Source organism: Candidatus Sulfotelmatobacter sp., from assembly GCA_035504415.1.
Classification (GTDB): Bacteria; Vulcanimicrobiota; Vulcanimicrobiia; order Vulcanimicrobiales; family Vulcanimicrobiaceae; genus Vulcanimicrobium.
The window spans coordinates 184,349-210,903 of record DATJRY010000021.1 but is presented as its reverse complement, the minus strand read 5'-3'; the positions used below and the strand labels follow the sequence as shown (position 1 = coordinate 210,903).

26 protein-coding genes are annotated in these 26,555 nt (G+C 70.1%); 17 read left to right on the top strand and 9 right to left on the bottom strand.

Features of this window, described 5'->3' with window-relative positions:
- Nucleotides 1-22 precede the first annotated feature (22 nt).
- From VMD91_18775 to VMD91_18765, 3 genes are all read right to left on the bottom strand, one after another.
- Nucleotides 23-2,245, bottom strand: a complete 2,223-nt coding sequence (locus tag VMD91_18775) for a UvrD-helicase domain-containing protein (protein ID HTW86123.1) — start codon at nt 2,243-2,245, stop codon at nt 23-25.
- Between the two features lie 108 nt (nt 2,246-2,353).
- A complete protein-coding gene (locus VMD91_18770; GenBank protein ID HTW86122.1) occupies nt 2,354-3,397 on the bottom strand; it encodes an Ig-like domain-containing protein in 1,044 nt (347 codons plus the stop codon).
- Between the two features lie 378 nt (nt 3,398-3,775).
- A complete protein-coding gene (locus tag VMD91_18765) occupies nt 3,776-5,614 on the bottom strand; it encodes a PD-(D/E)XK nuclease family protein (GenBank protein ID HTW86121.1) in 1,839 nt (612 codons plus the stop codon).
- A gap of 88 nt (nt 5,615-5,702) precedes the next feature.
- Here VMD91_18765 and VMD91_18760 point away from each other — a divergent pair, with 88 nt between their 5' ends.
- Entirely contained in the window at nt 5,703-6,272 is a 570-nt protein-coding gene (locus VMD91_18760) for a UbiX family flavin prenyltransferase (protein ID HTW86120.1), read from the top strand.
- A gap of 51 nt (nt 6,273-6,323) precedes the next feature.
- Here the strand turns inward: VMD91_18760 and VMD91_18755 are convergent, their stop codons facing one another.
- The 4 genes from VMD91_18755 to VMD91_18740 form a co-directional block, all read right to left on the bottom strand.
- Entirely contained in the window at nt 6,324-7,511 is a 1,188-nt protein-coding gene (locus VMD91_18755) for an NAD-dependent epimerase/dehydratase family protein (protein ID HTW86119.1), read from the bottom strand.
- A gap of 154 nt (nt 7,512-7,665) precedes the next feature.
- Nucleotides 7,666-8,337 carry a hypothetical protein gene (locus VMD91_18750; GenBank protein HTW86118.1) on the bottom strand — a complete coding sequence of 224 codons (672 nt, stop codon included), beginning with the start codon at nt 8,335-8,337 and terminating at the stop codon, nt 7,666-7,668.
- Between the two features lie 32 nt (nt 8,338-8,369).
- Complete coding sequence (locus VMD91_18745) at nt 8,370-9,137, bottom strand: nucleotidyltransferase family protein (protein HTW86117.1); 768 nt, start codon at nt 9,135-9,137, stop codon at nt 8,370-8,372.
- The gene (locus VMD91_18740; GenBank protein ID HTW86116.1) at nt 9,134-10,006 is read right to left on the bottom strand and encodes a hypothetical protein; all 873 of its coding nucleotides are present in this window, start codon (nt 10,004-10,006) and stop codon (nt 9,134-9,136) included. Before VMD91_18740 ends, VMD91_18745 begins: the two co-directional genes overlap by 4 nt.
- A gap of 79 nt (nt 10,007-10,085) precedes the next feature.
- Here VMD91_18740 and VMD91_18735 point away from each other — a divergent pair, with 79 nt between their 5' ends.
- The 8 genes from VMD91_18735 (at nt 10,086) to VMD91_18700 (ending at nt 17,492) form a co-directional block, all read left to right on the top strand.
- On the top strand, nt 10,086-12,518 hold the full coding sequence (locus VMD91_18735; GenBank protein ID HTW86115.1) for a hypothetical protein: 2,433 nt from the start codon (nt 10,086-10,088) through the stop codon (nt 12,516-12,518).
- A 15-nt stretch (nt 12,519-12,533) separates the two neighbouring features.
- Nucleotides 12,534-12,971, top strand: coding sequence for a hypothetical protein (locus tag VMD91_18730; protein HTW86114.1), 438 nt, complete (start codon nt 12,534-12,536; stop codon nt 12,969-12,971).
- 80 nt (nt 12,972-13,051) lie between these two features.
- Nucleotides 13,052-13,957 (top strand): pyridoxal 5'-phosphate synthase lyase subunit PdxS, encoded by a 906-nt coding sequence (pdxS, locus tag VMD91_18725; protein HTW86113.1) that lies wholly within the window; start codon nt 13,052-13,054, stop codon nt 13,955-13,957.
- A 2-nt stretch (nt 13,958-13,959) separates the two neighbouring features.
- Nucleotides 13,960-14,568 (top strand): pyridoxal 5'-phosphate synthase glutaminase subunit PdxT, encoded by a 609-nt coding sequence (pdxT, locus tag VMD91_18720; GenBank protein HTW86112.1) that lies wholly within the window; start codon nt 13,960-13,962, stop codon nt 14,566-14,568.
- Nucleotides 14,569-14,753: 185 nt separating this feature from the next.
- Nucleotides 14,754-15,284, top strand: a complete 531-nt coding sequence (locus tag VMD91_18715; GenBank protein ID HTW86111.1) for an HNH endonuclease — start codon at nt 14,754-14,756, stop codon at nt 15,282-15,284.
- A gap of 27 nt (nt 15,285-15,311) precedes the next feature.
- Nucleotides 15,312-15,497 (top strand): hypothetical protein, encoded by a 186-nt coding sequence (locus tag VMD91_18710; GenBank protein ID HTW86110.1) that lies wholly within the window; start codon nt 15,312-15,314, stop codon nt 15,495-15,497.
- Nucleotides 15,494-15,925: a hypothetical protein gene (locus VMD91_18705; GenBank protein ID HTW86109.1), complete on the top strand. Its 432-nt coding sequence runs from the start codon at nt 15,494-15,496 to the stop codon at nt 15,923-15,925. The genes VMD91_18710 and VMD91_18705 overlap by 4 nt, the downstream gene beginning before the upstream one ends.
- Nucleotides 15,926-15,980: 55 nt before the next feature.
- Nucleotides 15,981-17,492, top strand: coding sequence for an aminotransferase class I/II-fold pyridoxal phosphate-dependent enzyme (locus VMD91_18700; protein HTW86108.1), 1,512 nt, complete (start codon nt 15,981-15,983; stop codon nt 17,490-17,492).
- A 36-nt stretch (nt 17,493-17,528) separates the two neighbouring features.
- Here the strand turns inward: VMD91_18700 and VMD91_18695 are convergent, their stop codons facing one another.
- Nucleotides 17,529-18,227 (bottom strand): response regulator transcription factor, encoded by a 699-nt coding sequence (locus VMD91_18695; protein HTW86107.1) that lies wholly within the window; start codon nt 18,225-18,227, stop codon nt 17,529-17,531.
- A gap of 143 nt (nt 18,228-18,370) precedes the next feature.
- Between VMD91_18695 and VMD91_18690 the strand changes: the two genes are divergently transcribed.
- The 7 genes from VMD91_18690 (at nt 18,371) to VMD91_18660 (ending at nt 24,328) form a co-directional block, all read left to right on the top strand.
- Complete coding sequence (locus VMD91_18690) at nt 18,371-20,200, top strand: methanol/ethanol family PQQ-dependent dehydrogenase (GenBank protein HTW86106.1); 1,830 nt, start codon at nt 18,371-18,373, stop codon at nt 20,198-20,200.
- Nucleotides 20,197-21,033, top strand: coding sequence for a transporter substrate-binding domain-containing protein (locus tag VMD91_18685; GenBank protein ID HTW86105.1), 837 nt, complete (start codon nt 20,197-20,199; stop codon nt 21,031-21,033). The genes VMD91_18690 and VMD91_18685 overlap by 4 nt, the downstream gene beginning before the upstream one ends.
- Nucleotides 21,034-21,049: 16 nt before the next feature.
- Complete coding sequence (locus VMD91_18680) at nt 21,050-21,967, top strand: NAD(P)-dependent oxidoreductase (GenBank protein ID HTW86104.1); 918 nt, start codon at nt 21,050-21,052, stop codon at nt 21,965-21,967.
- A gap of 26 nt (nt 21,968-21,993) precedes the next feature.
- On the top strand, nt 21,994-22,446 hold the full coding sequence (locus tag VMD91_18675; protein HTW86103.1) for a hypothetical protein: 453 nt from the start codon (nt 21,994-21,996) through the stop codon (nt 22,444-22,446).
- Between the two features lie 25 nt (nt 22,447-22,471).
- Nucleotides 22,472-22,915, top strand: coding sequence for a cytochrome c (locus VMD91_18670; GenBank protein HTW86102.1), 444 nt, complete (start codon nt 22,472-22,474; stop codon nt 22,913-22,915).
- A 158-nt stretch (nt 22,916-23,073) separates the two neighbouring features.
- Nucleotides 23,074-23,319, top strand: a complete 246-nt coding sequence (locus VMD91_18665) for a hypothetical protein (protein HTW86101.1) — start codon at nt 23,074-23,076, stop codon at nt 23,317-23,319.
- Between the two features lie 34 nt (nt 23,320-23,353).
- On the top strand, nt 23,354-24,328 hold the full coding sequence (locus VMD91_18660; protein ID HTW86100.1) for a nitronate monooxygenase family protein: 975 nt from the start codon (nt 23,354-23,356) through the stop codon (nt 24,326-24,328).
- Here VMD91_18660 and VMD91_18655 read toward each other — a convergent pair.
- Complete coding sequence (locus VMD91_18655; protein HTW86099.1) at nt 24,306-24,758, bottom strand: MaoC family dehydratase; 453 nt, start codon at nt 24,756-24,758, stop codon at nt 24,306-24,308. The two genes, VMD91_18660 and VMD91_18655, sit on opposite strands and share 23 nt — an antisense overlap.
- Nucleotides 24,759-24,963: 205 nt before the next feature.
- Between VMD91_18655 and VMD91_18650 the strand changes: the two genes are divergently transcribed.
- Entirely contained in the window at nt 24,964-26,547 is a 1,584-nt protein-coding gene (locus VMD91_18650; protein HTW86098.1) for a R3H domain-containing nucleic acid-binding protein, read from the top strand.
- The last annotated feature ends 8 nt before the right edge of the window (nt 26,548-26,555 follow it).

Below are 26,555 nucleotides of genomic sequence, written 5' to 3'. Positions count from 1 at the left end.
AGCGGGAGGTTCGCGTCCGCCACTAGGCGCGGTTCGCGAGCAGCAGCTCGATCTCGTGCGCGAGCTCGGGCGCCGCGATGCCGCGGGTCGGACGGCCCGCGGCCGAGACCGTCACCGTCTCGTCGGCGCGTCCGAGCGCGGCGGCGAACAGCCGCCGCTGCTCGCGTACGTATGCCGCGCGCGGCTTCGCGTGGTGCTCGTACCAGGTGAACTTCGCGGTGCGCGCCGCCGGCGCGTCGCCGGCGTTCTCCTTCGGGATCATCCCGTAACTAGGGCTGAACAAGAACGCGTCCGGTACGTAGTACGGCGGAAACGCGCCGGCGCGCGCGTCGACGACGAAGACGTGCGCGAAGCGGCGCGAGAGGACGCGCTCGACCGAGGCGACGACGACGGCGTCGTCGCGTTCGTCGATCAGCTCCGGACCGCCCTCGGCCGCGGCCAGCCGGTCGCAGTACGCCAGTGCCGCGCCCAGGTCGGCGAAGGGGTGGCGCGCGGCGTAGGCGGCGAGCTGCGCGATCGCGCGCTCGACCAGCGTGACGCGGAAGCGCGTGCGCGCCGCGGTCTCGCCGGCCAACGGCGCGAACAGCCCGCCGTCCTCGGCGATCGCGCGCGCCGCGCCGGCGACGTCGGTCGCCCGCAGCCAGCCCGTCCAGCGCGCGCGGCGTTCGCGGAACGCGCGCACGCGTTCGCGCGCCACCGCTCCGAGATCGTCGTCGCGCTCGCCGCGCAGCACGTTCGTCGCCAGGCGCAGATCGCGGCGGCGGTCCCAGCGGCGGTCGCTTTGGTCGTCGTCGGGCAGGGTGAAGAGCGCGGGTTGCGGGCTGGCCGGTTCGCCGCACAAGGTCGCGATCGAGGCGTCGGACAGGCGCACCATCGGCGTCTGCAGCGCGCGCAGCAGCCAAACGTGACGGAACGGGTCGACCGCGCTCCACCACAGCGCGAGCGCGTCGAGCACGTCGTGACGCGCGAACAGCACCGGATCGCCGGCCAGCGCGAGCGGGACGTCGCGCGCCAGCAGCGCTTCCTCGTAGGCACCGAGCGTGCGCAGCGTGCGGTGCAGCACCGCGATACGGCCGGGCGGCGTGCCGCTCGCGAGCAGCGTGACGACGCGCTCGGCGATCGTCTCCGCTTCGGCGAGGCGGTCGCGCGCGCGCACCACCCGCACCGCCTCGCCGGGCGGGAGCGGGCGCGCGGGGTCGGCGTCGATGACGGCGTACGCGACCTGCGCGATCAGCGGCGGCAAGGCGCCGCCGGGCAGCGCGACCGTCGTCGTGGCGTGCCCGAAGATCCGCTCGGGCCGCGCGCCGGCGAAGGTCTGCGTCGCCGCGCTCGGATCGCCGGCGACGGTCACGCCGTGCAGCGCGTCACCGAACAGCGCGTGCAGGAAGCGCAAGCCGGCCGCGCTCAGGTCGTGCGCGTCGTCGACGAACGCGACGTGCAGCCGGGTGCGCAGCGCGCGCGCGATGGCCGGCTGCGTCTCGAGCAGCCGCGTCGCTTCGACCAGCGCGTCGACCGCGGTCAGGCAGCCGCGCCGCACCTGCTCGTCGACGTACGCGCGGTACAAGCGCGCGACGATCTTCGCCAAGTCGAGCTCGCGGCGGCGCTGGCGGTCCAGCTCCGAGCCGTCGACGGCGAGCGAGGCACGATGCTCGTCCTTGGTGGCCGCGACCAGCGCCGGCGAGGCGAGGTTGGGCGGATTCGCGTAGAACGTCGCCGCGCCGCGCTTGGCGGCGGTCAGGAACGCTTCGTCGTCGATGCCGGCGTCGCGCAGCTTGCGGATCAACCGCAAGACCGCGTCCGCGAAGCGGTCGGGCGTGCGCAGTCCGGCGATCTCGGGATCGATCTCGGTGCCCAGCCAGTCGCTCCACTCGGCCGAGAACAGCGGAGCGGCGGCACGCTCGAAGATCTCTTCGGCGTCGAGCGCGTCGACCAGCTCGAGGTCGAGCGCGAGCCCGGTCTCGAACGGGTGCGCGCGCAGCAGCTCGAGCGCGAACGTGTCGAGCGTCGCACCACGCACCGCGATGCCGCACTCCGCGGTGATGCGGGCGGCCAGCGCGCGGGCGCCCTCGGCGCGCGCGGCCGTGACGATCGCGGCGCCGGCGAGATCGGGATCGGCGGCGCGCAACGCCGCGAAGCGCCGCGCCAGTGCCGCCGTCTTGCCGCTCGCCGGCGGCCCGGTGAACGCGAGCAGGCCGTGCGCGGCGGGCAGCGCGATCGCTCGCTCCAATCCGAGCGCCGCGATCACGATGCCGTCCCGAAGGCGTCGAGGATCACCCGACGCGGTTCTCGCCCGGCGCACCCCGTCCCCGTGCGCCGGGCCCGATTGTGGATCGCTGTGGACGGAGTGGAGAAGCTACTGCACCGTGAAACCGATGCTCGCGGAGTTCCCCTGGTCGTCGCGCACGGTGATGATCACCGAGCCCGGGTTCGCCGTCGCCACGACGAACGTGTTGCCGACCTGCGAGACCGACGCGACCGACGCGTTGCTGCTCGACGCCGTGAACGGTCCGGTATATCCCGTCTCCGTCGGCGAGAGCGTCACGGCGGTGGCGCCCAGCCCGGCCGCGCCGTCGTTGACGCCGGTGGGGTTGAGCTGGATGACCGGCTGCGGCGAGGCCGGCACGGTGACCGGCAGCGTCGTCGTGTTGCCGCTCGGATCGCTGAACGTGATGGTCGTGTTGCCGGCTTGATTTCCGACCACTTCGTACTGACCGCTGCCGGTCGAGACGATGGTGGCGGTCGCGGGGTTGGCGACGCTGGTGGTCGGCGTCGCGCCGGTCGAATCCGTTTCCGCGACGTTCGCGAGCTGGTTGAGGTCGACCGTCAGTGCGACCGGCGTCAACGAGATCGGCGCGCTCGTCGGCGTCGAGGTCGGGCTCGAGCTGGGTGCGGTCGTCGGATTGCCGCTCGGTGCGGTCGTCGGACTACCGCTCGGTGCGGTCGTCGGCGTGCCGCTGGGAGCGTTGGTCGGCGCGGGCGTGCTGCCGGGCGCGGTGACGGTCAACGTCGTCGACGCGCTGTGTCCGTTCTGGTCGGCGACGGTAATCGTCGCGGTTCCGGGCGAGACCGCGGTCAGCGTGAACGGCCCGGTCCCCGACGCCGGCGAGACGGTGATCACCGCCGGGTTCGACGAGGTGGCGGTGTAGGTGCCGGAATAGCCGGGCTCGCTCGGCGTGAACTGCGTCGTCTCGCCGGTCGTGAGCTGCGTGTTCGCCGGCGTCGCGGTCAGCGAACCGAAACCGACGGTGGCGCTGACGGTCAGCGGTACGCTCGAGCTGTGGCCGTTCGTATCGGACGTCGTGATGGTCGTCGTGCCGGGCGCGAGTCCCTTGACGGTGAACGGTCCGGTACCCGACGACGGCGTGACGCTCGCGACGCTCGGCGCCGACGAGGTCACCGTGTAACCGCCGCTATAACCCGATTCCGACGGTGTGAATGCGCGTGTGTCGCCGACGGCGAGCGGCGCCGCGGCGAGTCCGGTGAGCGCGGTGATACCGCTGGCGCTCGACGAGGGTGTCGGTGTGGTGGCTGGGATTGGGCGAGACGTTCCGCCGCCGACTCCGCCGCCGCCGCAACTCGCCAAGAGTGCGGCAGCGACGATCGTCGCTGCGATCGACGTCGTCCGTGTGAGATGCACCGAAGTGTGGCCTCCTTGCCCGAACGACTTGCTCGGGTAGCGTTTCAACTACCGAGAATCGCCTGCGACAAAACGCACAATGACACTCCGTGCATCACTATTTTGCGTGCAGCAGAAGGCCGCCCCGTCGGTGAAGTGTCAGCGACCGAACCGTTCTTCGAGCACGCGTGGACGTTCTCTGCACGCGTTGCCGTACGCACAATAGCGGCATGCGTCCGGATCGTCGGTGGCCGGAAACATCGCGCGCTCACCGTGCGAGAGCTCGTCAGCGAGCGCGATCATCCGCGCGCGCGCGCGCTCGAGCTCGGCCACCGAGATCTCGCCGTAGCTGCCGTTCGCTCGCGGCGGCCGTGAGGTCGTGACGACCTCGAGCTCGACCGGGACGACGTCGAGCAGCGCATCCTTGAGGGGGACGAGCGCGAGCTTGGTGACGACGTCGCCGGCGGCGGTGCGCGCCCAGTAGTAGAACGGCAGCTGGAACTCGTGGAACGACCGCACCGCGTCGAGATATTCTTGCGCGCTGGTCGCGATCGAGCCGGTCTTGTAGTCGACGACGGTGACGGTGCCGGTGCGTTCGTCGCGGTCGAGCCGGTCGATATAGCCGATGAAGCGGTGACCGCCCAGCTCGATGTCGGTTTCCGTCTCGCAGCCGATGACCGCGAACGGCGAACGGCGCGCGCGCTCGAGCAGCCAGCTGAGATACTTCTTGGCGGTGCGGCGCGCGCGCCGCTTCTGCAGCTCGAACTCGACCGGCGCGTCGAAGCGCGTCCGGTAGCGGTCGAAGGCGCCGTTCACGCAGCCGTCCAGGAACATCGCCAGCGCCGGCGCGTCGACGGCGTCGAAGCGCGCGTACACGTGATGGAAGTCCTCCAACGCGGCGTGAAACGCGATCCCGTAGAACGACGCCGACGAGCCCTTGTCCTCGACGGCGGCGCAGGCGTAACGAAACCACCACTTGCGCTTGCACTCGGCGTACGCGTTGAGCGAGGACGCGCTGAACGAGAGCTTGCGCGTGCGAACGGGTTCGGGCGGCTCGTCGGCGAGCTGCGGCGCGGGCGCGACGTCGGGCGGCCGCTCGGCGCGGCGCGTCGCGTCGCCCAGCTCGGCGTCGATCTCGGCCAGCACGTCGTCGGCCTGCCAGGCCGGCGCGAACGCGCGCGCTTCGTCGAAGTCGGCGGCGACGCGCACCAGCGCCGCGCGCGTCGCCGGATCGGCGATCGGAAACGCGGCGCAGGCCGCAGCCAGGACGCCGGCCGCCGAGGCGTCGGGGATACGATACGCGTCGGCGAGCGTGGTCAAGCCGTGCGCGAAGCGGGTCGCGTCGGCCGACGCTCCCTTCGCGATGACCTCGAGCAGCGTGCTGCGCTCGCCGGCGGCGGCCAGCAGCGCGCCCGCTTCGTCCGGAGCGACGCCGCTCTGCGGCGCCAGCAGCGCCGCGCGTGCGTCGGCGTCGCGCTGCCGGTCGGCGAAGCGCAAGAGCGCCTGCACGCCGGCGACGGCGTCGAGCGCGAGCGCGGCCGGGACCGCCGGACCCAGCTCGACGGCTTCGCACGCGACCCCGGCCAGCGCCGCCAGCCGGCGCCACGCGAACGCGTCGTCGGCGTCGCTCAAGAGCAGCGCGTCGACGCGCAGCACCTCGGCGTTCAAACGCAGCCCGTCGGCCAGCGCGAGGTGCAGCGCGGCGCGCACGTCGAGCAGCTCGGCGAAACTGGTCAGCGTGCGTACGTGATTGGCCAGCGCTTCGAGCGACGGCGGCACGGCGCCGCGGTCGAGCGCGTCGACGACGCGCGCCGCGAACGAGGCGCTGGCGCGCACGTGCGCGGCGACGACCACGTCCTCGCGGGTCGCCGCCAGCCGGCGCACGATCGCGCGGCGGGCGCCGTTTCCGAGCACGCGCCGCCCGACCAGACGGCTCAGCAGCGCGGCCGGCGCCAACGCACCGTCCGCCGGCAACCGCCGTTCGTCGACCAGGAGCACGCCGTCATCTTCGCCGCGGAGCGGCCGGCCGACCCCCGGCGCCGCGCTCGCTCCCGGGATCTGTGGACGGGCGTGGAAAGGGTGGAGGGTGGAGACCAAGCGACTCGTCGTCGGAGTGTCGGGCGCCAGCGGGAGCGTCTACGCGTTCGCCGCGCTGCGCGCGCTGCGCGCCGTGCCGCAGCTCGAGGTGCACCTGGTCGTCTCCGAGCAGGCGCGCCAGACGATCGAGCTGGAGACCGACTGGACCGCCGCCGACCTCGAAGCGCTGGCCGACGTCGTCCACCGCGACGACAACGTGGCGGCGGCGATCTCGTCGGGTTCGTTCCACACCGACGGGATGCTGGTGATCCCGTGCTCGATGCGCACCGCTTCTGCGATCGCGTACGGCTTCAACGCCAACCTCCTGGTGCGCGCCGCCGACGTTTGCCTCAAGGAGAAGCGCCGGCTGGTGGTCGTCGCGCGCGAGACGCCGCTGCACCTGGGGCACCTGCGCACGCTCGCGCAGCTGGCCGAGCTGGGCGCGGTGATCTTGCCGCCGATCCCCGGCTGGTACGCGCGCCCGAAAACGCTCGAGGACCTCGTCAACCACACGGTCGGCAAGGCCCTCGATCAGTTCGGTATCGACGCCGGCCTGTTCCGGCGCTGGTCTGGCGCGTAGCGGCTTCGCGTTCCGCGAAGCCGTCGCGTTCGGGCTACGCCCCAGCCGCCGTCACGAAGCCGCGGCGCGCAGGGCCGCGGTCGGTTCGTGGCGGCTCCACTCGACGCGCGGCGGGATCAAGCTCAGGTCGATGCGCGCGCGGTGCTCCGCGGCCTGGCGGATCAGCCCCGCGATGGTCTCGTCGCTGAGCAGCGTCGGCTCGAGCCCCAGCGAGCGCAAGTTGGTGTTGATCGCGTTGTAGTAGTGCTCTTCGCGCTCGACGCGCGGGTTGGCGACGTGGGCGATCGTGCAGTCCAGACCCAGCGTGCCGGCGACGCCTTTGACGCGTTCCGCCAGCTGCTCGACGCCGAACATCTCGGTGAATTGGTTGAAGACGCGGAACTCGCCGGGCTGCGCCGGGTTCGTCACCGCGATCTCGATGCAGCGCACGGTGTCGCGGATGTCGAGGAACGAGCGCGTCTGGCCGCCCTTGCCGTAGACGCTCAGCGGGTGGCCGAGCGCGGCCTGCACGCAGAAGCGGTTGAGCACCGTGCCGAAGACGTGATCGTAGTCGTAGCGGTTCGCCAGCGCCGGCGACGCCGCCGTCTCTTCGGTGTAGGTGCCGTACACGACGCCCTGATTGAGGTCGGTCGCGCGCAGCTTCCACACCCGGCAGGCGAAGTAGATCTGATCGCTGTCGCTGACCTTGGTCAGGTGGTAGAACGACCCCGGCTGCTTGGGATACGGAAGCGTGTCGCTGCGCCCGTGGTGGTCGATGGTGATGAAGCCTTCTTCGATGTCGATGTTCGGCGTGCCGTACTCGCCCATCGTGCCGAGCTTGACCAGGTGCGTCTGCGGCGCGCGCTCGTGGAGCGCCCACAGGACGTTCATGTTGCCGACCGTGTTGTTGAGGTGCGTGCGGATCGCGTGCTCGCGGTCGATCATCGAGAACGGCGCGCTGCGCTGCTGGCCGAAGTGCACGACCGCCTCCGGGCGCGTCTCGTCGATCATGGTGCACAAGGCCTGGTAGTCGGTGACGTCGGCCTGCTCGAAGCGGATCGTCTTGCCGGTCAGCCGCTTCCACTCGTCGACGCGGCGCCGTGCCGAGGCGATCGGCACGAGCGAGTCGAGCCCGTGCTCGCGATCCCATTCGCGGCGCACCAAGCTGTCCATGATCGCCACGTCGTGGCCTTGGTTCGACAGGTACAGCGAGGTGGCCCAGCCGCAATAGCCGTCTCCGCCGATCACCAAGATTCGCATCGTGCTCGAGGTCCTTTCGTCTCCGGGAATGAGCGGGCGCTAGCAAGAGAGCCCTAGCTCTTCGCCACGCAGGCACGCTGTTGTTACGGTTTGCCCGCTCCGCCTGAGAAGAAACTGAGAAGGGCGCTCGGACGGCAGCCTTTCCCAGGAAATTCTAAGGTCTTGGCGCGATCGCGATCAGCTGCGCCGTCGGCGGTGGCGTTCCGAGTATCGTAGCGTGCAAGCGCACAGAGATCGTCGAGCCGGGCCCGTGCGCGAGCACGATCGCGCGCTCGGGCGCGACGATGCCGAACAGGTCGGGTTGGCGCTGCAACGCGTCGGCGAGATCGACCGGCGTGACGGCGCTGGTCGCCAGCAGCACGATGCGCTGCCCCGCGTACGCCAGCACCACCAGCGGCTGCTCGTCGTTGGCACCGGCCGGCGCGGCGAACGTGCCGCCGGGCGCGATGATGAACGGGCCCACGCCGACCGCGTCGCTCGCGCTGGGCGCGCCGGGGACGGCGCGCAGCGCGCCGCCGGCGTCGATGCCGAGCGAACCGCCGGCGCCGGGCGTCAAGGCGACCTCGATCGGCGCCGTGCCGGACGCCGCGGCGAACGACGCGCGGTAGCCGTCGTCGGCGAGGTTGAGCACCAGCGCGCAGACGTGGTCGCCGTACACGGCGCCGGTGAAGGTGACGACGCTGGCGCGCCCGATCGCGCCCAGCGGCTCGGTGCGCGGCGTGCAGTCGGCGACCGGCGCGGCGCTCGGCGCGGCGCTCGCCGCCGGCGCCGGAGCGGGCGTCTGGCCCGTCAGGGTGAGGGCCAACAGCAAGGTTGCGGCGCGCATGTCCAGACCAACGCAGGCACGCCGCGCCGCGTTCACCCGCTTTGCCGAAAGCGTGCGTTCGCCAACGACACGTCGGAGACGCGGTCGACGTTGAGCGCGACCTGCGGCTGGGTGCAGCGAATCGCGCCGACGCGCGCGCCGCCGAGCAGCCGTGAGGCGCGCGCTTCGGCGCCCGCGATCGAGAGCCGGCCGAACGCGAAGCGCGCCGCGACGTCCCAGCCCAGCAGCGCCGCCAGCCGCAGCGGCGATTTGCGCGCGGCGCCGAGCGCGTCGAGCAACTCCGCCAGCGGGGCCAGCGTGCGGGGGCGCAGCGCCACCAACCCGCCGCCGCAGAAACGTCCCTCGCGCATGCGCGCCCAGGTGTGCGGAAACTCCGGATACCTCGCCAGATGCCAGCGCCGTTCGACGCAGGCGTAGGCGAGGTCGAGATCGCGCGCTCGGGCGGCGTCGACGAACTCGTCGACCGCGGCCGCGTCGAGCGCCGGCAGATCGGAGGCCGCCACCAGCACCAGCGCGTCCTCGGTGAAGCCGGCCAGACCCGAGCGCAAGCTGAGCAGCATCGTCGCGCCGTCCCCGCGCACTTCGCTGGCGCCGGCCAGCGCCGGGTTCGCGGCGGCTTCGGGCGGCGCGACCACGACGATGCGGTCGACGCGCGCCGAGGCGCGCAACCCGGCGATTGTGCGCGTCACCAGCGGCACGCCGGCGATCGGCACGAAAGCTTTGTTGGGAGCGCCCGGCGCCAACGCGGCAACCGCGTCCGGGCGGCCGCCGGCGAGCACGACGGCGTCGAGCGCGCTCACCGGAAGCTCCGGCTGGGCGCGAACGGCACCACGTGCAGCGCGGTCCCGGCCGGCGCGCGCACGCGCGGCGCGAAGCTGCGGGCCGACGCTTCGTCGGCGAACAGTGCGAAGCACGCGCCGCCCGAGCCGGAGAGCATCGCGCGGCCCGGCGCGCCGGCGTCGCCGAGCGCGTGCAGCGTCGCGTCGACCAGCGGATACGCTTCGCGCACGATCGGCTCGAAGTCGTTGGTCATCGCCGCCAGCACCGCCGCGTAGTCGGCGCGTTGCAACGCTTCGCCGCAGCGGATCGTCGCCGAGCCGCCGCGCGGCCGGGTGGGCGCGGGGTGCAGCGCGCGCACCTCGGCCAAGCGCGCGTAGGCCGGTCCGGTCGCGACGTGCGCGGGCGGAACCGCGAGCACGATCCACCACGGCGGCGGCGCGCCCAACGCCGTCACCCGCTCGCCGGTCCCTTCGACCAGCGCCGGCGCGTCGACCAGGAAGAACGGAACGTCCGAGCCGAGCGCGCGCGCCGCCGCGAGCCAATCGCCGGCTCGCGCATCGCCGAACTCCCCGCGCATCGCCGCGCGTAGGATCGCGGCGGCGTCGCTGGATCCGCCGCCCAGCCCCGCCCCGACGGGCACCTGCTTGCGCAACGTGACGGCCAGCGGCGCGTCGGCCAGGCCGGCCGCCGCGAAGGCGCGCACCACCAGGTTGTCGGGCGCGAGCGCCGGCGGTTCGCACGCGAACGCGAAGTGCCGCGCCGGCGCGATCGCGATCTCGTCGTGCAACGCGATCGGCACCATCACGCTGCGCAGCGCATGGTAGCCGTCCTCGCGGCGCGCGAGGATCTCGAGCGTCAGGTTGATCTTGGCAGGCGCTTGCAGCCTCACCGGGCTCTTTGTTCCGTTCGGCGGGCGGCGCTCCCCGTGAGGAGGCCGTGGCGCGCGGTCTCGGGTAGACCCCACAGCCGTGGGACCGACCTTCGACGCGCAGCGCAACGAGCTGAGCGCATACGTCCTCCGCGAGGACCAAACGCCGTTCGGTATGTCGCTGGGCAACTACAAGACGTTCTGCTCGTCGACGCCCAAGGGCGGGATCCGCGGCCTCTGGGACGCCGACACCGACCAGATCATCTTCGGCGCGCACCAGATCGCCTACCGCGCGCAGGGCGGTCCGACGCTGTTTCCGCAACAGATCGTACGCGAGTTCACCTTCCTGCCGTACGCGCAGATCGCGGAGTTCGCGCTGAACCCCGACCTGCGCGTGCGCGAGACGTTTTACGTGCCGCACGGTCCCGCGCACGATCGCGTCGTCGCCTTCGTCGTCGACGTCGCGATCCACAACGCCGCCGCCACCCCGGCCAGCGTGCGCGTCTTTCCGTGGGCGCTGCTGATCGGGCAGCGCTTCTACGGCGAGCCCGAGAAGCACGTGCGCGCCAGCGCGGGCGAACGTTTCATCCGCTCCTACGGCGAGGAGTCGGGCGCGGTGCGCTGGTGGGGCGGCTCGCGCGCTCCCCACGCCGCCGTGGTCGCGCTGCGCGAGCAGATGCTGCTGCAGGGGATGAAGGACGGCACCCTGCGCGAGGACGAGCACCTCGACGAGGTCACCCCGCAGCTCGCCGAGTTCTCCAGCAGCCGCATCTTCGGCGCCTTCGAGTACCGCATCGATCTGGCGCCCGGGGCGCGCGAGTCGCTGCGGCTGGCGGTCGTGTTCCACAAGGACGGCGACGCGCGCTCCAAGCCGGTGCTCGAGCAGCTGCTGCACGATCCCGACGCGCTCGACGCGACGCAGCGCTACTTCGCCGCCAAGCTCGCCGACGCGCGGCTGCTCACGCCCTCGGCCGTCGTCAACCGCGGCGCGGTGTGGGCCAAGTGCAACATGCTGCGCGTCATCAAGGAGTATCCGCAGGGCTGGGGCTCGACCAACTCGCCGCCCTCCGACATCCTCGTCTCGCGCGACACCTCGTGGTTCGTGCACGGCTACGACTACTTCTTGCCGGAGTTCTCGCGCGACGCGATCGAGCTGTTCAACCGCTTTCTCGAGCCGAGCGGACAGGTGGTCGAGTACGTGCGCGGCGTGAGCGGCTTCAAGACGTTCTACGACTTGAACGTCAACGACGACACGCCGCTGCACATCATCGCGATCTTGCACCACTTCAACGCCACGCTCGACGAGGACTGGCTGCGCGCCGTCTTCCCGCTGGTGACGAGGATCGCCGACTACATGCTCTCGCAGCGCGACGCGAACGGGCTGCTGTTCTGCGAGGCGGCCGGGGTGGACATGTTCGGGATCACCTCGTGGCGCAACATCATCCCGTACTACACGCTCGACGGCGCCGTCACCGAGATCAACGCCGAGGCGTACTTCGCGTTCGAGGCGACGGCGCGCATGGCGGCGATCGTCGACGATCCCCTCGCCTGGGAGAAGTACTCGCAGGCCGCTTCCGCGCTGCGCGACGCGATGCTGGCCAAGCTCTACAACGCCGACACGCACGCCTTCGTGCTCAACTACGACAAGGAAGGCAACTACCAGGACGACTTCACCGCCGACGAAGTCTTTCCGATCCTGTTCGAGGTGGCCGAGCCGCACGCGCGCACGGCGATGCTCAAACGCCTGGGCGAGGCCGATTTCACCACCGCCGTCGGGCTGCGCACGATCTCGACGGCCGACGCCTGGTACTTCCCCTCGCACGGCTTCGGCCTGTTGGGCGGGGTGTGGCCCGACCTCACCCTGTGGTACGCCGTCGCGCTCGCGCGCAACGGCGAGCCCGCGCAGGCCGCGCACTGGCTCGAGGCGATCTACGCCAGCATGGAGGCGGGCGTCGCCCGCAACACCGTCCCGGGCCAGTTCGGCGAGTGGTTCGACGGCGGCTCGCTGACCAATCGCGGGATGTACCTCTCGCCGTGGACGGGCGCCAAGTACCTGTGGGCGCTGGCCGAGACCGCCTGCGGCCTGGACGGCTACCGCACCAGCGGTCGCCCGCACCTGGTCCCGCTGCTGCCGGCGCACTGGAGCTGGGCCGCCGCGGTGCGCGTGCATTGGGGCGGGCGGCGGCACAGCTACGTCATCGACGCCGAGCGCGCGATGGTGGTCGGCGACATGGATTTCGCCTCGGCCGAGGAGCCGTATCAGGTCTTTTACGCCGGCCGCGACGTCTCCGACGAGATCCGCACCTCGCCGGTCGAGGTCGCCGCGGTCGCCTTCGAGGACGCCGCCGGAGCGGTCCGGATCTTCGTCTGCAACGACCTCGACCGGGGGCGCGACGTCGTGCTGCAGTTCCGCGGGCAAGCCTACCGCAAGCGGGTCGAGGCCGGACGGATGGCCGAGATCCTGATCGGCGAGCCGCGGCTGATCGACGCGATGGCCAGCCGGCCGGCCCAAGAGGCGGCCGCCCGGGCCTGACCGAAGCCCGCCGCCGTGCCGCCGAGCCGCCGCCCCGGGCTTTCGGCGCTCCTGGTCGCGGGGGCGCTCGTCTTGCTGGTCTCGATCCTGATCGGCCAAAAGCTGGGTAACCGGGCACTCTTGCAATCGGAACAGCGCATGCCGGTGGCGGGGCTCAACATCACCCCGGTGCCGCAGCCGAGCCCGACCGATCCGGGCAACCTCCACGACTGGAAGCGGCTGCAGGTCACCGCGGTGGCGACCGACCCGGCCTTCCCCGACCCGCGGGTGACGCACACCCCGGCCCCGACGCCCAAGCCGACGCCCACCCCCAAGCCGAGCCCGCGGCCCACCGTCACGGTCCCGCCCGCCTATACCTCGCCGCCGCTCCCGCTGCCGATCGCCTCCCACGAGCCGGACGAGAACACGCCCGAACCGAGCGACACCCCCGTCAACGGCGCCGTCCCTCCGTAGTCTGCTGTGCCCGCAACCCGCGGGGTGTGCCTATTGTCCGCATTGATGGAGGCCTTTCGGGCCGAGACAATGGAGCGGAGATGAACGGAGAGACGAAGCAGACCGGGACCGAGACCGTCAAGCGGGGCCTCGCGCAGATGCTCAAGGGCGGCGTGATCATGGACGTGGTCACCCCCGAGCAGGCCAAGATCGCCGAGGAGGCCGGGGCGGTCGCCGTGATGGCGCTCGAGCGCATCCCGGCCGACATCCGCGCCGCCGGCGGCGTCGCGCGCATGAGCCACCCGGCGCTGATCCGCCGCATCATGGACACCGTCACCATCCCGGTGATGGCCAAGGTCCGCATCGGCCACCTCGGCGAGGCGCGTCAGCTGCAGGCGCTGGGCATCGACTTCATCGACGAGTCCGAGGTGCTGACCCCGGCCGACGACCTCTATCACCTCGAGAAGACGCCGTTCACGGTCCCGTTCGTCTGCGGCGCGCGCGACCTGGGCGAGGCGCTGCGGCGGATCGCCGAAGGCGCGGCGATGATCCGCAGCAAGGGCGAAGCCGGCTCGGGCAACATCGTCGAGGCGGTCCGGCACATGCGCGCGATCCGCGACGGCATCGCGCAGCTGGCCGCGCTGCCGCGCGAGGAGCTGGTGGCGCGTGCCCGCGACCTGGGCGCTCCGCTCGAGCTCGTCCGCGACGTCGCCGAGCACAAGAAGCTCCCGGTGGTGCTGTTCTGCGCGGGCGGCGTCTCAACGCCGGCCGACGCCGCGCTGATGATGGAGCTGGGTGCCGAGGGCATCTTCGTGGGCTCGGGGATCTTCAAGTCGACCGACCCGGCCGGGTTCGCCCGCGCGATCGTCGACGCGACGACCCACTGGCAAGATCCCGACGTGGTCCTGCGCGCCCACGAGTCGATTCCCGAGGAAGCCAAGGCGATGGACGGCCTGGACATCCGCACCCTGGCGCCCGAGCAGCTCCTGGCGACCCGCGGCAACTGACCGTGTCCCAGCCCGCCACCATCGGCGTCTTGGCGCTGCAGGGGGACGTGATCGAGCACCGGCACGCGCTCGAACGGGCCGGCGCGCGCGTCCGCGAGGTGCGCACGCCGGCCGATCTGGCGCAGGTCGACGCGCTGGTCATCCCGGGTGGTGAGTCGACGACGGTGATCCGGCTGCTCGAGCGGTTCGAGCTGACCGAGCCGGTGCGGGCGCGGGCGCGGGCCGGGATGCCGCTCTGGGGCACCTGCATGGGTTTGATCGTGGCCGCGCACGACGTCGCCGGCTTGCCGCAGCCCACGCTGGGACTGCTCGACGTGACCGTGCGCCGCAACGCGTTCGGCCGCCAAGTCGACTCCGCCGAGGTGCCGCTCGCGATTCCCGTCCTCGGCGAGGCGCCGTTCCCGGCGATCTTCATTCGGGCGCCCTGGATCGAGCGCGTCGGACCGCAGGTCGAGGTGCTGGCCGAGCGCGACGGGCACGGCGTCATGGTGCGCCAAGCCAACCTGCTGGGCACCTCGTTCCATCCCGAGCTGACCGGCGACGATCGCGTCCACGCCTACTTCCTGGCGATCGTCGAGGCGGCCGTGCCGAAGGGTCCGCTCGCCGCCTGAGGCGAACTCCCGGCCCAAGATGACGATGACGTCCGTAGGCGCCGCTCCAAGGCGCAGGCCGACGCAATGGAGCGGATCTCGCAGTCCGCGCCGTCACATCGTCACGAGTTCATCGAGAAGCGAGGCAGTCTGATGCCTCGCTTCTCGCTTTTTCGCCGCTTGCGCACTTCCACACGGGAGCGATCGTGAACGACGTCCTGGTCCTGAACTTCACCTACGAGGCGCTGAACATCACCTCGTTCCAGCGCGCCGTGAAGCTGATCTTCTCGGGCAAAGCAGAGATCGTCCACCGGCGCGACGCGTTCATCAAATCGACCAGCTACGAGATGAAGCTGCCTTCGATCATCCGCATGCTCTACTACATCAAGCGCCCGATGCAGAAGGTCGCGCTGACGAAGAAGAACGTCCTGTTGCGCGACGACTACACCTGTCAGTACTGCGGCATCAAGGGCGAGCGGATGATGACGGTCGACCACGTCGTCCCGCGCAGCAAAGGGGGCCCGTCGACCTGGGAAAACCTGGTCTGCGCGTGCATGCGCTGCAACAACCGCAAGAACAACCGCACCCCCGAGCACGCCAACATGCTGCTCAAGCGCAAGCCCAAAGCGCCGAAATATATACCGTGGATCCGCGTCAAGCGGAACACCTTGCCCGGCGAGTGGAAGAAGTTCTTGTTCTTGTACAACGTGTCGATCGAGGAGAAGATCGAGGCGTGAGCACTACCGCCAAGGACGGCAGGTAGCGTGGACGCCTGGGTCACCGTCACGGATGCGGCCGGCCGCGTCCTCTATCGTCGTCCCGCCACGGCGGCCGAGATCGCCGACGCGCTGCGGGCCGCCGACGAGGCCGAGCGCAGCGCGCGCGCGACGCTGGTCGACATCGCCGTCGAGCGCGGCTTGGTGCCGCCCGACGGGAAGGCGCGCGGATGATCCGCCGGGTCGAGCGCACCCCGGTCGCGCCGCAGAAGCTGGGCGTCGCGCGCAAGCGCCAGAAGCTCGAGCCGGTCATCGAGATCGGCACGACGCCGGAGCTGGCCCTGCGCTACTCCAACGGCTTCGTGACGGTCGAGATCAGCCACGACGCGGTCGATCAGTTCGTCGAGGCGAACGGCGACGTACCGCTGCCGGTCCACGTCGATCCGGAGACCGGCGACCGCCGCACCTTCGACGCGCGGCGCCGGGTGCGGGTCGTCTACGACCGCGAAGCGCGCCTGCGCGAGGTCACCAGCCGCGGGCGTGACGGGCTCTACATCCGGCTGACCGTCCACCCCGACCCGCCCGAGCCGGCGCCGGCGCGGCCGGCCGGCGGAGCACCGCGCCCGGCGCTCGCGCCCGAGGTCCCCGCGGCCGAGCGCTGAGGCCGTCGAGAGCCATCGACGGCGGCGCCTCGCGCGCGGTATACTCCGTCGCGTTGTGACGAGCCGGGATCCCCACGCGAGCGCGCTGGACCAGACGCGTGCGCCGTATTTCCAGGTCCTGCTCGACTACGTCGACGCGGGCGTCATCCCGTTCCATACGCCCGGTCACAAGCAGGGGATCGGGATGGAGCGGGCCTTCCGCGACTTCGTCGGCGACAACGTGCTGGCGATCGACCTCACCCAGATCCGGGGCCTGGACGACCTGCTGCAGCCCGAGGAGGCGCTGGTCGAGGCGCAAGAGCTGGCCGCCGCGTGCTACGGTGCCGACCAGAGCTTCTTCCTGATCAACGGCTCGACCAGCGGCAACCAGTGCATGATGATGGCGGCGCTCAACCCGGGCGACAAGCTGGCGCTGCCGCGCAACTCGCACAAGAGCGCGATGGGCGGCCTGATCATGTCGGGCGCGACGCCGGTCTGGATGCAGCCCGAAGTCGACGAGAACCTGCACATGGATCACACCGTCACGCCGGAGACCGTCCGCGCGACGCTGGCGCGCGAGCCGGACGTGAAGGCGGTGTACGTCGTCTCACCGACCTACTACGGCGTGGCCGCCGACCTCGAGGGGATCGCGGCGGTCGCGCACGAGCACGACGTCCCGCTGCTGGTCGACGAGGCCTGGGGTCCGCACTTCCACTTCCACCCGGCGCTGCCGCTCTCGGCGATGCAAGCCGGCGCCGACATGTGCATCAACTCGACGCACAAGATGCTCGGCTCGCTCTCGCAGACGGCGATGCTGCACGTGCAGGGCAATCGCATCAAGCTCGACCGGCTCAAGGCCGTCTACAAGCTGTTCCTCTCCACCAGCCCCAACCTGGTGCTGGTGGCCTCGCTCGACGTCGCGCGCCGGCAGATGGCGCTCGACGGTCCGGCCCTGCTCTCGCGCACGATCGAGATCGCCAACCACGCGCGCGCCGAGCTCAACGAGATCCCCGGCGTCTACTGCTTCGGCGAAGAGCTCGAGGGACGGCCGGGCGTCTTCGATCTCGACCCGACCAAGATCACCATCACCGTCAAGGAGCTCGGCTACACCGGCTACGAGGCCGAAGAGATCCTGCGCCGGCGCTACAACGTTCAGGTCGAGCTGGCCGACCTGTTCAACGTCGTCGCGCTCTACACGATCGGCACGACGAGCGAGGCTTCCGACGCGCTGGTCTACGGGGTGCGCGAGCTGGCGCGCGAGGACCGTCCGGTCGACATCTTCTCGCCCTCGGGCGTGCTCGACCGGCGGATGAAGACCGGCACCTATCAGCTGCCGAAGATCCCGCCGATTCGGCTGTTGCCGCGCGACGCGTTCTTGGCCGCGACCGAGTTCGTGCCGTTCAAGTCCTCGGCCGGGCGCATTTGCGCGGAAGTCATCACGCCGTATCCGCCCGGCATCCCGGTGCTCTCGCCGGGCGAGGAGATCACCCCCGAAGTGATCGACTATCTGACGCTCGAGAAGAAGGCCGGCGTCAAGATGCAGGGTCCGTACGACGACGAGCTGCGCTTCATCCGCGTCGTGCGGTAGTGGCCTCGCCGTTGGCGAAGCCGGCGCGTTCGGCCTTCAAATAATGCCGCGGCGCAGCGCGGCGACGGCGGCGCTGACGCGATCGTGGACGTTGAGCTTGGTGAAGACGTGCACGAGGTGCGTCTTGATCGTCGCTTCCGAGCAGCGCAGCGAGGTTGCGATCTCGTCGTTCGTGTAGCCTTCGGTCAGCAGCTGGAGGATCTCGTGCTCGCGCGGGGAGAGGTGCATGCCCTCGTCGTCGCGCGGGGGATCGACCGGCCGCCGCACGACCGGGTGCAGCAGGATGCGCGAGATCTCGGGGTCGAGCCAGGTCGCGCCCTCGCCGACCGCTTTGATCGCGCTGCGCAGCCGGTTCTCGGGCGTCGTCGCCAGGCAACAGGCGTCGGCGCCGGCGTCGAGCGCGGTCCGCAAGAGATGTTCGTCGACGCGGCGCTTGAGTGAGAGCACGCCGATTTCCGGATGCCGCTCCTTGGCGGCGCGAATGAAGACGACGCCCGGTGCGTCCGTACCGCCCAGGCGCATGTTGACGACGACGACGCGCGGGCGCTGCTGGTCGAGCAACGCCAGCCCGCTCGCCAAATCGTCGGCCTGACCGACCACGCGAATGCCCGCATCGGTGGCGAGAACGCGAATGATCGCCTCGCGGGTCGTCGGGCGTTCGACGACCACCGCGACGGTGACCGCAGCCTGCGGAACCCTACCGTCGGCTTGACGCTCGTCTGTGCTGGTCGTCATTGGCGCTGATCTCCCTCGCATCGGCGCAGCGGCGGAAGAAAGTACCCTCCACCAAACGGATGACTTGTCGCTCGGCGCCCGCAGTCCTATCGTGGGGGGAGTCCGGACCGCCCGTTCATCGTTCATTTGAAAGGTCGGCATTCATGAAGCGTCAGGCTCTCGCCGCACTTCTGGTGGCGGCGTTGTCCGGCAGCGCCCTGATCGGTGGTTTGACCATCGGTCGGGCCGGCGCGCACCAAACGCAACCCGCCGCATCCAACGTAGCCCAAAACGTCGCGTCGGGCCATCAACGGCTCTCGCTCGCGGAGATGAGCCAAGACCCCAACCAGTGGGTGATGCCCAGCCTCAACTACGCGAACACGCGGCACAGCACGCTCGATCAGATCACCACGCAAAACGTCAGCGGTCTGAAGGCGGCGTGGACCATGTCCACCGGCGCGACGCGCGGGCACGAAGGCCAGCCGCTGGTCATCGGCGACACGCTGTACTTCGAGAGCGCGTATCCCAATCACGTCTACGCGGTCGATCTCACCGACTACCACATCAAGTGGCAGTACACGCCCAAGCAAGACGCGTTCGCCGTCTCGGTCGCGTGCTGCGACCTGGTCAATCGCGGCGTGGCGTACGGCGACGGGAAGATCATCGCCGCCGCGCTCGACGGTCAGATCATCGCGCTGAACGCCGAGAACGGCCACGTCGTGTGGGACTTCAAGAACGACGATCCCGAGCGCGGTCAGACCACGACCGCCGCACCGCTGGTGGTCGGCAACCGCGTCATCGTCGGCGTCTCCGGCGGTGAGTTCGGCGTGCGCGGCTACCTGACCGGGCTCGACCTCGCGACGGGCCACAAGGTCTGGCGCGCGTACAGCATGGGCCCCGACTCCGACGTGCTGATCGGTTCGTCGTTCAGCGGTCCCAAGGGCCAAGGCACGGCGACCTGGCACGGCGATCAGTGGAAGGTCGGCGGCGGCACGACTTGGGGCTGGTACTCGTACGATCCGCAATTGGACCTGCTCTACTACGGCACGGGCAACCCCGGCACGTGGAACCCGACGCAGCGGCCCGGCGACAACAAGTGGTCGATGACGATCTTCGCGCGCAAGCCGGAGACCGGTCAAGCCGTGTGGGCGTATCAGATGACGCCGCACGACAAGTGGGACTATGACGGCATCAACGAGATGATCTTGGTCGACCTCAAGAAGGGCGATCAGACGGTCCCGGCGCTGGTGCACTTCGACCGCAACGGCTTCGGCTACGAGCTCGATCGCCGCAACGGCAAGCTGCTGCTGGCGCAGAAGTTCGACCCGTCGGTCAACTGGGCGTCGAGCATCGATCTCGCCACCGGACGCCCCGTCCTCAATCCCGCCTACGGGACGCGCGCCGGCGTCAACGTCAGCAACATCTGTCCGGCGGCGATGGGCAACAAGGATCAGCAGCCCGCCTCGTACGATCCGCAGACCGGCTACTTCATCGTTCCGACCAACCACAATTGCATGGACTACAAGGCGTTCGCGGTCAAGTACAAGAGCGGCTTCCCGTTCGTCGGCGCGATCGTCAAGATGTATCCCGGTCCGGGCGGCAACCGCGGCGCGGTCATCGCCTGGGATCCGAGCGACGGCCACATCGTGTGGACCGACAAGGAACGCTTCCCGGCCTGGGGCGGCGTGCTGACCACCAACGGCGGCGTCGCGTTCTACGGCACGATGGACGGTTGGTTCAAAGCGGTCGACACCAAGACCGGCAACCTGCTGTGGAAGTTCAAGATGCCCTCGGGCATCATCGCCAACCCGATCACCTATATGCACGACGGCAAGCAGTACGTCGCGCTCATGTCGGGCGTCGGCGGCTGGGCCGGCATCGGTCTGGCGGCCGGGCTCGCGGAGCCGACGGCGGGCCTGGGTGCGGTCAACGCTGCCCAAGACCTCTCCCGCTACACCAACCTGGGTGGCGACCTGGTCGTCTTCTCCTTGTGAGCGGACGCATCAGGCGCATCGGGCTGCTCGCAGCCGCACTCGCGCTCTCGCTCGTGGCGTCGCCGGTCGGCGCCGCGAGCGGAGCCGGGTCCGGTGTGCTGCGGGTGTGCGCCGATCCGAACTACCTGCCGTTCTCCTCGCGCAGCGGCGGCGGCTTCGAGAACCGCGTCGCGCTCGCGGTGGGCAAGGCGCTCGGCGAACCGGTGCGGTTCACCTGGCAGACCGAACGCGGCCCCAACGGCTTCGACGGGTTCCTGCGCCAGACGCTGCGCGCGCACAAGTGCGACGTCCTGATGGACGTGCCGTACGCGATCGACGGGCTCGCCGTCACCCACCCCTACTACGTCTCCTCGTACGTGTTCGTCTATCCGCGCGCGAAGCACTATGACATCACCTCGATGGACTCACCGGAGCTGCGCTCGCTCCGCATCGGGTTCGAGACCGATACGCCGGCGGAGACCGGACTCAAGCTGCGCACCTTGATCACGCACGCCACGCCGTTCGAGATCGGGGACGAGGACGGGACCTCGCCGGCCGAGATCCTCGACGCGGTCGAACGCGGGACCGTCGACGTCGCGGTGACCTGGGAACCCTCGATCGGCTATTTCCTGCGCAGCCGTCCCAACTTGGAGGTCGTGGCGGTGCCCAACGCGCGCTCGCAAGGCTCGCCCGAGCAGTACGCGTTTCCGATGTCGATGGCGACGCGGCCCGACGATCACACCCTGGCCGCGCGGCTCGACCAGGTGATCGCCAATCATAGTGCGGAGCTGACCGGCATCCTCGCCCAATACGGCGTTCGGCTCTACCGACCGAGCGACGTCGCCACGCAATAGGAGCACCACTGCCACCGTGAACGCGGACACGAAGCCTCGCATCGGCCTCGTCGGGGCCGGTCGGATGGGCGCCAACATGGCGCTGCGCCTGCACGATCTCGGGTACCCGATCGCCACCGTCTACGACGTGCGTCCCGACGCGGCCAAGGAGGTCGCCAAGGAGACCGGGGCGCGGGCCGTCGACGCGCTGGCCGACGTGACGGCCGGGGCCGACGTCGTCATCACCGTCGTCACCGACGACGCCGCGATGCAGAAGATCTTCGCCGAGACGGGCGACTCGCTGCTCGCGGACGCGCGCGGCAAGACGTTCGTCAACTGCGCGACCGTGACGCCGGCCATCCACGGCGAGGTGCAGCGCCGCGCCGAGGCCCGCGGGGCGAGCAGCATCGAAGCCTGCATGGCCAGCTCGATCCCGCAGGCGCGCAACGGCGCGCTCTACCTGATGATCGGCGGACGGCGCGAGGCCTTCGACCGTTTGCAGCCGCTGCTGCGCGACCTGAGCTCGAGCTTGCGCTACGTCGGCGAAGCCGGCCGCGCCGCGCAAGTCAAAGCGCTCGTCAACATGGTCATGAACATCAACACCGCGGGGCTGGCCGAGGGGCTCGGCCTGGGTGAGGCGCTGGGCTTGGACCTCGCGATGCTGCGCGAGATCTTCGCGCAAACCGGCGCCAACTCGCGCGTCCTCGAGACCGACGGCGAGGACATGCAAAATCGCGAGCACGACGTCTATTTCTCGGCGGCGCATGCCGCCAAGGACTCGGGCATCGCGCTCGCGCTGGCGCGCGACCGCGACCTCGATCTCCCGCTCGCGGCCCAGACCAAAGCGCAGTTCGACCGCCTGGTCGCGCTCGGTCTGGGCGACTCGCTCGACAAGTCCGGCGTGGCCGAGCTCACCTTTCCCTCGCGCCGCGCCCGTCACCTCAACCACGCTTGAACACTTCTCGCCAGGAGGCGTCTGTCATGAACACCGCGTCCGGAACTCGCGTCGTCCCGCTCATCAGCTCCGGTACGGCCGGACCGCTCGGCGCCGTCCACCTTCCGCGTCTGTGGGCAAAGCTCACGCTCGCGAACGCCGGCGTGTTACCCGACGACTACGACTCGTGCGGCAAAGGCTTCGACCAAATGACGATCGACGGGCTCGGCCTGAACCGCGATCGTGTGATCGAGTACATCAAGACGCGCAAGCCGACGTACGTCCAGTTCGAACAGTGGGTCGTCGACCAGAACGGCGGCACGCTCAGCAAGGAGAAGATCCAAGCGCACAACGACGCGATCTTCGGATACAACCACGCGCCGGATCTGGCCGGCAACATGCGCAGCGCCTCGGGCGTGAAGGACGGCTCCATCAACGACGCCGTCACCCTCAACATGCTCGAAGATCTCGACGAGCTGTACGCGCAGGTCTCGCGCTGAACGCCCCCTCCCCGAGGAGTACGCATTGTCCCAGTTCTCCCGGGCCGCGCTGGTCGCGGCCCTTTCGTCTGCAGCCCTCTTGACCGGCGCACTGCTCCGGCCCAGCGGAAGCGGCGCCGCTCCGGCGGCCCCGGCGCTCTACACGGCCGGTCAGGCCGCGACCGGCGCCGCCGTCTATGCCGGCAAGTGCGCCCTCTGTCACGGCGCCGCGCTCGAAGGCGGGGCCGGCCCGCCGCTCTCCGGCCCGAACCTGACCACGCTGGGCACCAAGACCCACCTGACGGTCGGCGACATGTTCGGGTACATCACCACCAACATGCCGTTCAACGACCCGGGCAGCCTCTCGCACGACCAGTACGTCGCCGCGCTCGCTTACATCCTCAAGCAGAACGGCTATCCGGCCGGCTCCACGGCGCTGACCTGGGCCTCCGCCAACGCCTCGAAGGTGCTGGTGCGCTCGTACAAGTGACCGCTCGTTCGGCTGTATGGACGCTCCGCAACCGCCGGTTTGGCCGAAGCTGAACGGCCCCGCTGCGGGAACCAGGCTGCCTTTGCGGAAGAAAGGGTATTCAATGACGTATCGTCGCGCGGGTGGCGACACGATACGGTCGCGGAAGGAGGCCCGCGATGGATTTCTCCGTCAATGGGTTCGATCAGGTGCTCCGAGAGGACGCGCGCGAGGTGGCTCGGCGCACCCTTCGGTATAAGTTCGGTCGTTTGAGCAACCGGCGTATTCTCGGCGTGCTGCGTACCGCGGCCGCCGGCGATCCGCGGATGCGCCAGGCCTCCGACGCGGAGCTGCTCGATTTGTGGTTCGGCGCGTACGCCGATTCGCTGCGAACCTTACGCAGCGAGGCCCGACAAGCCGGATAGCAGGACGGCGAGCGGAGGCGCGCAACGAGAGCGCATGCTCTCCGGCGCGCTCGAGCCCGCTCGGCTCGCGGTCCCCGTCATCGGGGCACCGCTGTTCATCATCTCGCAGCCCGACCTGGTCATCGCGCAGTGCACGGCGGGCGTGGTCGGCGCCTTCCCCTCGCTCAACGCTCGGCCGGCCCCGCTCTTCAGTGAGTGGTTGAGCCGCATCGAGGAAGCGCGCGCCGCGCACGACGCCGCGCATCCGGAGCGCCCGTCGGCGCCGCACGCCGTCAACCTGATCGTCCACAAGTCGAACGACCGGCTGATGCACGACCTGCAGGTCGTCGTCGAGCACCGGGTGCCGGTCGTCATCACCTCGCTGGGCGCGCGGCCCGAGGTCAACGAGGCGATCCACTCCTACGGCGGCATCGTGCTGCACGACGTCATCAACGACACCTTCGCGCGCAAGGCGATCGAAAAGGGCGCCGACGGGCTGATCGCCGTCGCCGCGGGCGCCGGCGGCCACGCCGGGACCTGGTCACCGTTCGCGCTGGTGCAAGAGATCCGGGCCTGGTTCGACGGCCCGCTCGCGCTCTCGGGCGCGATCGCCAACGGCCGCTCGGTGCTGGCGGCGCGCGCGATGGGCGCCGACCTGGCCTACGTGGGCTCGGCCTTCATCGCCACCGCCGAAGCGCACGCGCCGGCCGAGTACAAGGACACGATCGTCGCCTCGAGCGCGGCCGACATCGTCTACACCAACCTGTTCACCGGCGTGCACGGCAACTATCTGCGCGCGTCGATCGAACGCGCCGGTCTCGACCCGGACAACTTGCCGCTCAGCGATCCGTCGGCGATGAACTTCGGCTCGACGCGCGAGGCCAAGGCCTGGCGCGACATCTGGGGCTCGGGTCAAGGGATCGGCGTGGTCGACCGCGTGCCGACCGCCGCCGAGCTGGTCGCGCGGCTCGTCCGCGAGTACGACGCGGCGCTGCGCGCGCTGACGGCTACGCCGGTCGCGTCTGGATGATCGCCAGCCAGTTCTCGACCTTCATCACGACCTCGTCGTTCTGATTGACGACGTCGACCTCGATCGTGATCGTGCCGCGGTCGGGTTTGCTCTGCGAACGGCGCGCCTCGAGCACGGTTGCGCGCACGCGCAGGACGTCGCCCGGCCGGACCGGACGCAGCCAGCGAATCGGGCCCAGTCCGGGCGAGCCCAGACTGGTCTCTCCGTCGACGAAGTGCTCGACGACCATCCGCATCATCATCGCCGAGGTGTGCCAGCCGCTGGCGATCAGGCCGCCGTACGGCGTCGCCTTCGCCGCCTCGGGATCGGTGTGAAACGGCTGCGGATCGTAGCGTCGGGCGAACTCGATGATCTCGTCCTGGTCGACGGTCAGCGCGCCCAGCTCGGCGGACGAGCCGGGGACGTAGTCTTCGAAATAACGGCGCGGCATACCGGCGCGCGTTCGCCGGCCGGCGCGCGCGGTCCGCGCGCTTCCTCGGGCACGGGGCGACCGCCGAAACGTTCGGGCTCAAGCCGGGTATGCGAAATGACGATGCTCCAGGTAATCGACCCGCCGGAGCGGAAGGCTCATTCCCGTCGCGACTTCCGGCGACGGGAGCGGCGGCCAGAAAATCAGACGTCGACGAGGAGACACGTTGGCCGTTAACGCCGAGTCCTTCGTGCCGAACCGGGAGCTGACGCAGCTCCTCGATATCTTCCCCCTCGGGATCCGCCAAGCGCTCGTCCGTCTCCCCCACCTCGAACGCGTCATCGAAGTCGTGCTCGATCTCGGCCGCGCGCCGGAAGCACGTTTCGAGGACGATTTCGTGTTCCTGGGCGAGACGCCGGTGACCGCGGAAGATATCGCGCACGTGGTGTCCCGACTCTCGCCGTTCGGCGGCGACAATCGAGCCGGGATCGAGCAGACCCTGCACCGTATCAGCGCGATTCGCAATCGCACGGGACGCATCGTCGGACTGACGTGTCGCGTCGGCAGGGCGGTGTACGGCACGATCGACATCGTGCTCGACGTCGTGCGCAGCGGTAAGTCGATCTGTCTGCTCGGACGGCCCGGCGTCGGCAAGACGACGATGCTGCGCGAGTGCGCGCGCGTCCTGGCCGAAGACCGCAAGCGCGTCGTGATCGTCGACACCTCGAACGAGATCGCCGGCGACGGCGACGTACCGCACTCCGGCATCGGTCACTCGCGCCGCATGCCCGTTCCGGATCCGCACCTGCAGCACAACGTGATGATCGAAGCGGTCGAGAACCACATGCCGCAGGTGATCGTCATCGACGAGATCGGCACTGAGGCGGAAGCCTTCGCGGCCCGCACGATCGCCGAGCGCGGCGTGCAGCTGATCGGCACCGCGCACGGGCAGACGCTCGAGAACCTGCTGATGAATCCGACGCTCTCGGATTTGCTCGGCGGGATCAGCGCGGTCACGCTCTCCGACGAAGAAGCGCGCCGCCGCGGTACGCGCAAGACCGTCCTCGAGCGCAAGCAGCCGCCGACCTTCGACGTCATCGTCGAGATCCAAGACCGCGACCGCCTGGCGATCCACCAGAACGTCGCCGAGGTCGTCGACGCGCTGCTGCGCGGCTACACGCCGCAGCCCGAGGTGCGCCAGCGCACGCTCGGCGGCGCGATCGACATCCTCCAGCACGCCAACCCCGAAGCCATCGCCTCGGAGAAGGTGCGCTCGCTCACGCAGCAGCCGCGCGACGACGATCACGCGATCTTCGGCGCCGCCGGTGAGAGCGTCGACGAGGACTCCAAGCCGCTGATGATCTTCCCGTACGGGGTCTCGCGCAACAAGATCGAGCGCGCCGTGCACAACCTGCGCGTGCACGCCAACATCGCGCGCAAGTGGGACGACGCCGACGTCGTGCTGACGCTCAAGACGCTCGAACGCAAAGAGTCCGAGCGGCTCAAGCAGATCGCGGCCGAGAACGTTCCGATCTACTCGATCAAGACCAACACGACCACGCAGATCCAGTCGGCGCTCAAAGACGTCTTCAACCTGCCGTCCATCGACGTCGAAGAGATCGCCATGCGCGAGGCGGAGGAGGCCGTCTATCAGGTGCTGCTCGACTCGCGGGCGGTCGAGCTGACGCCGCAGACCTCCTACGTGCGGCGGATGCAGCATCAGTTGGCCGAGCGATACCGGCTGCAGTCGCGGTCGACCGGGCTCGAGCCGAATCGGCGGGTCAAGATCTTCAAGGGCCCCGACCTCTAGCTTCGCCC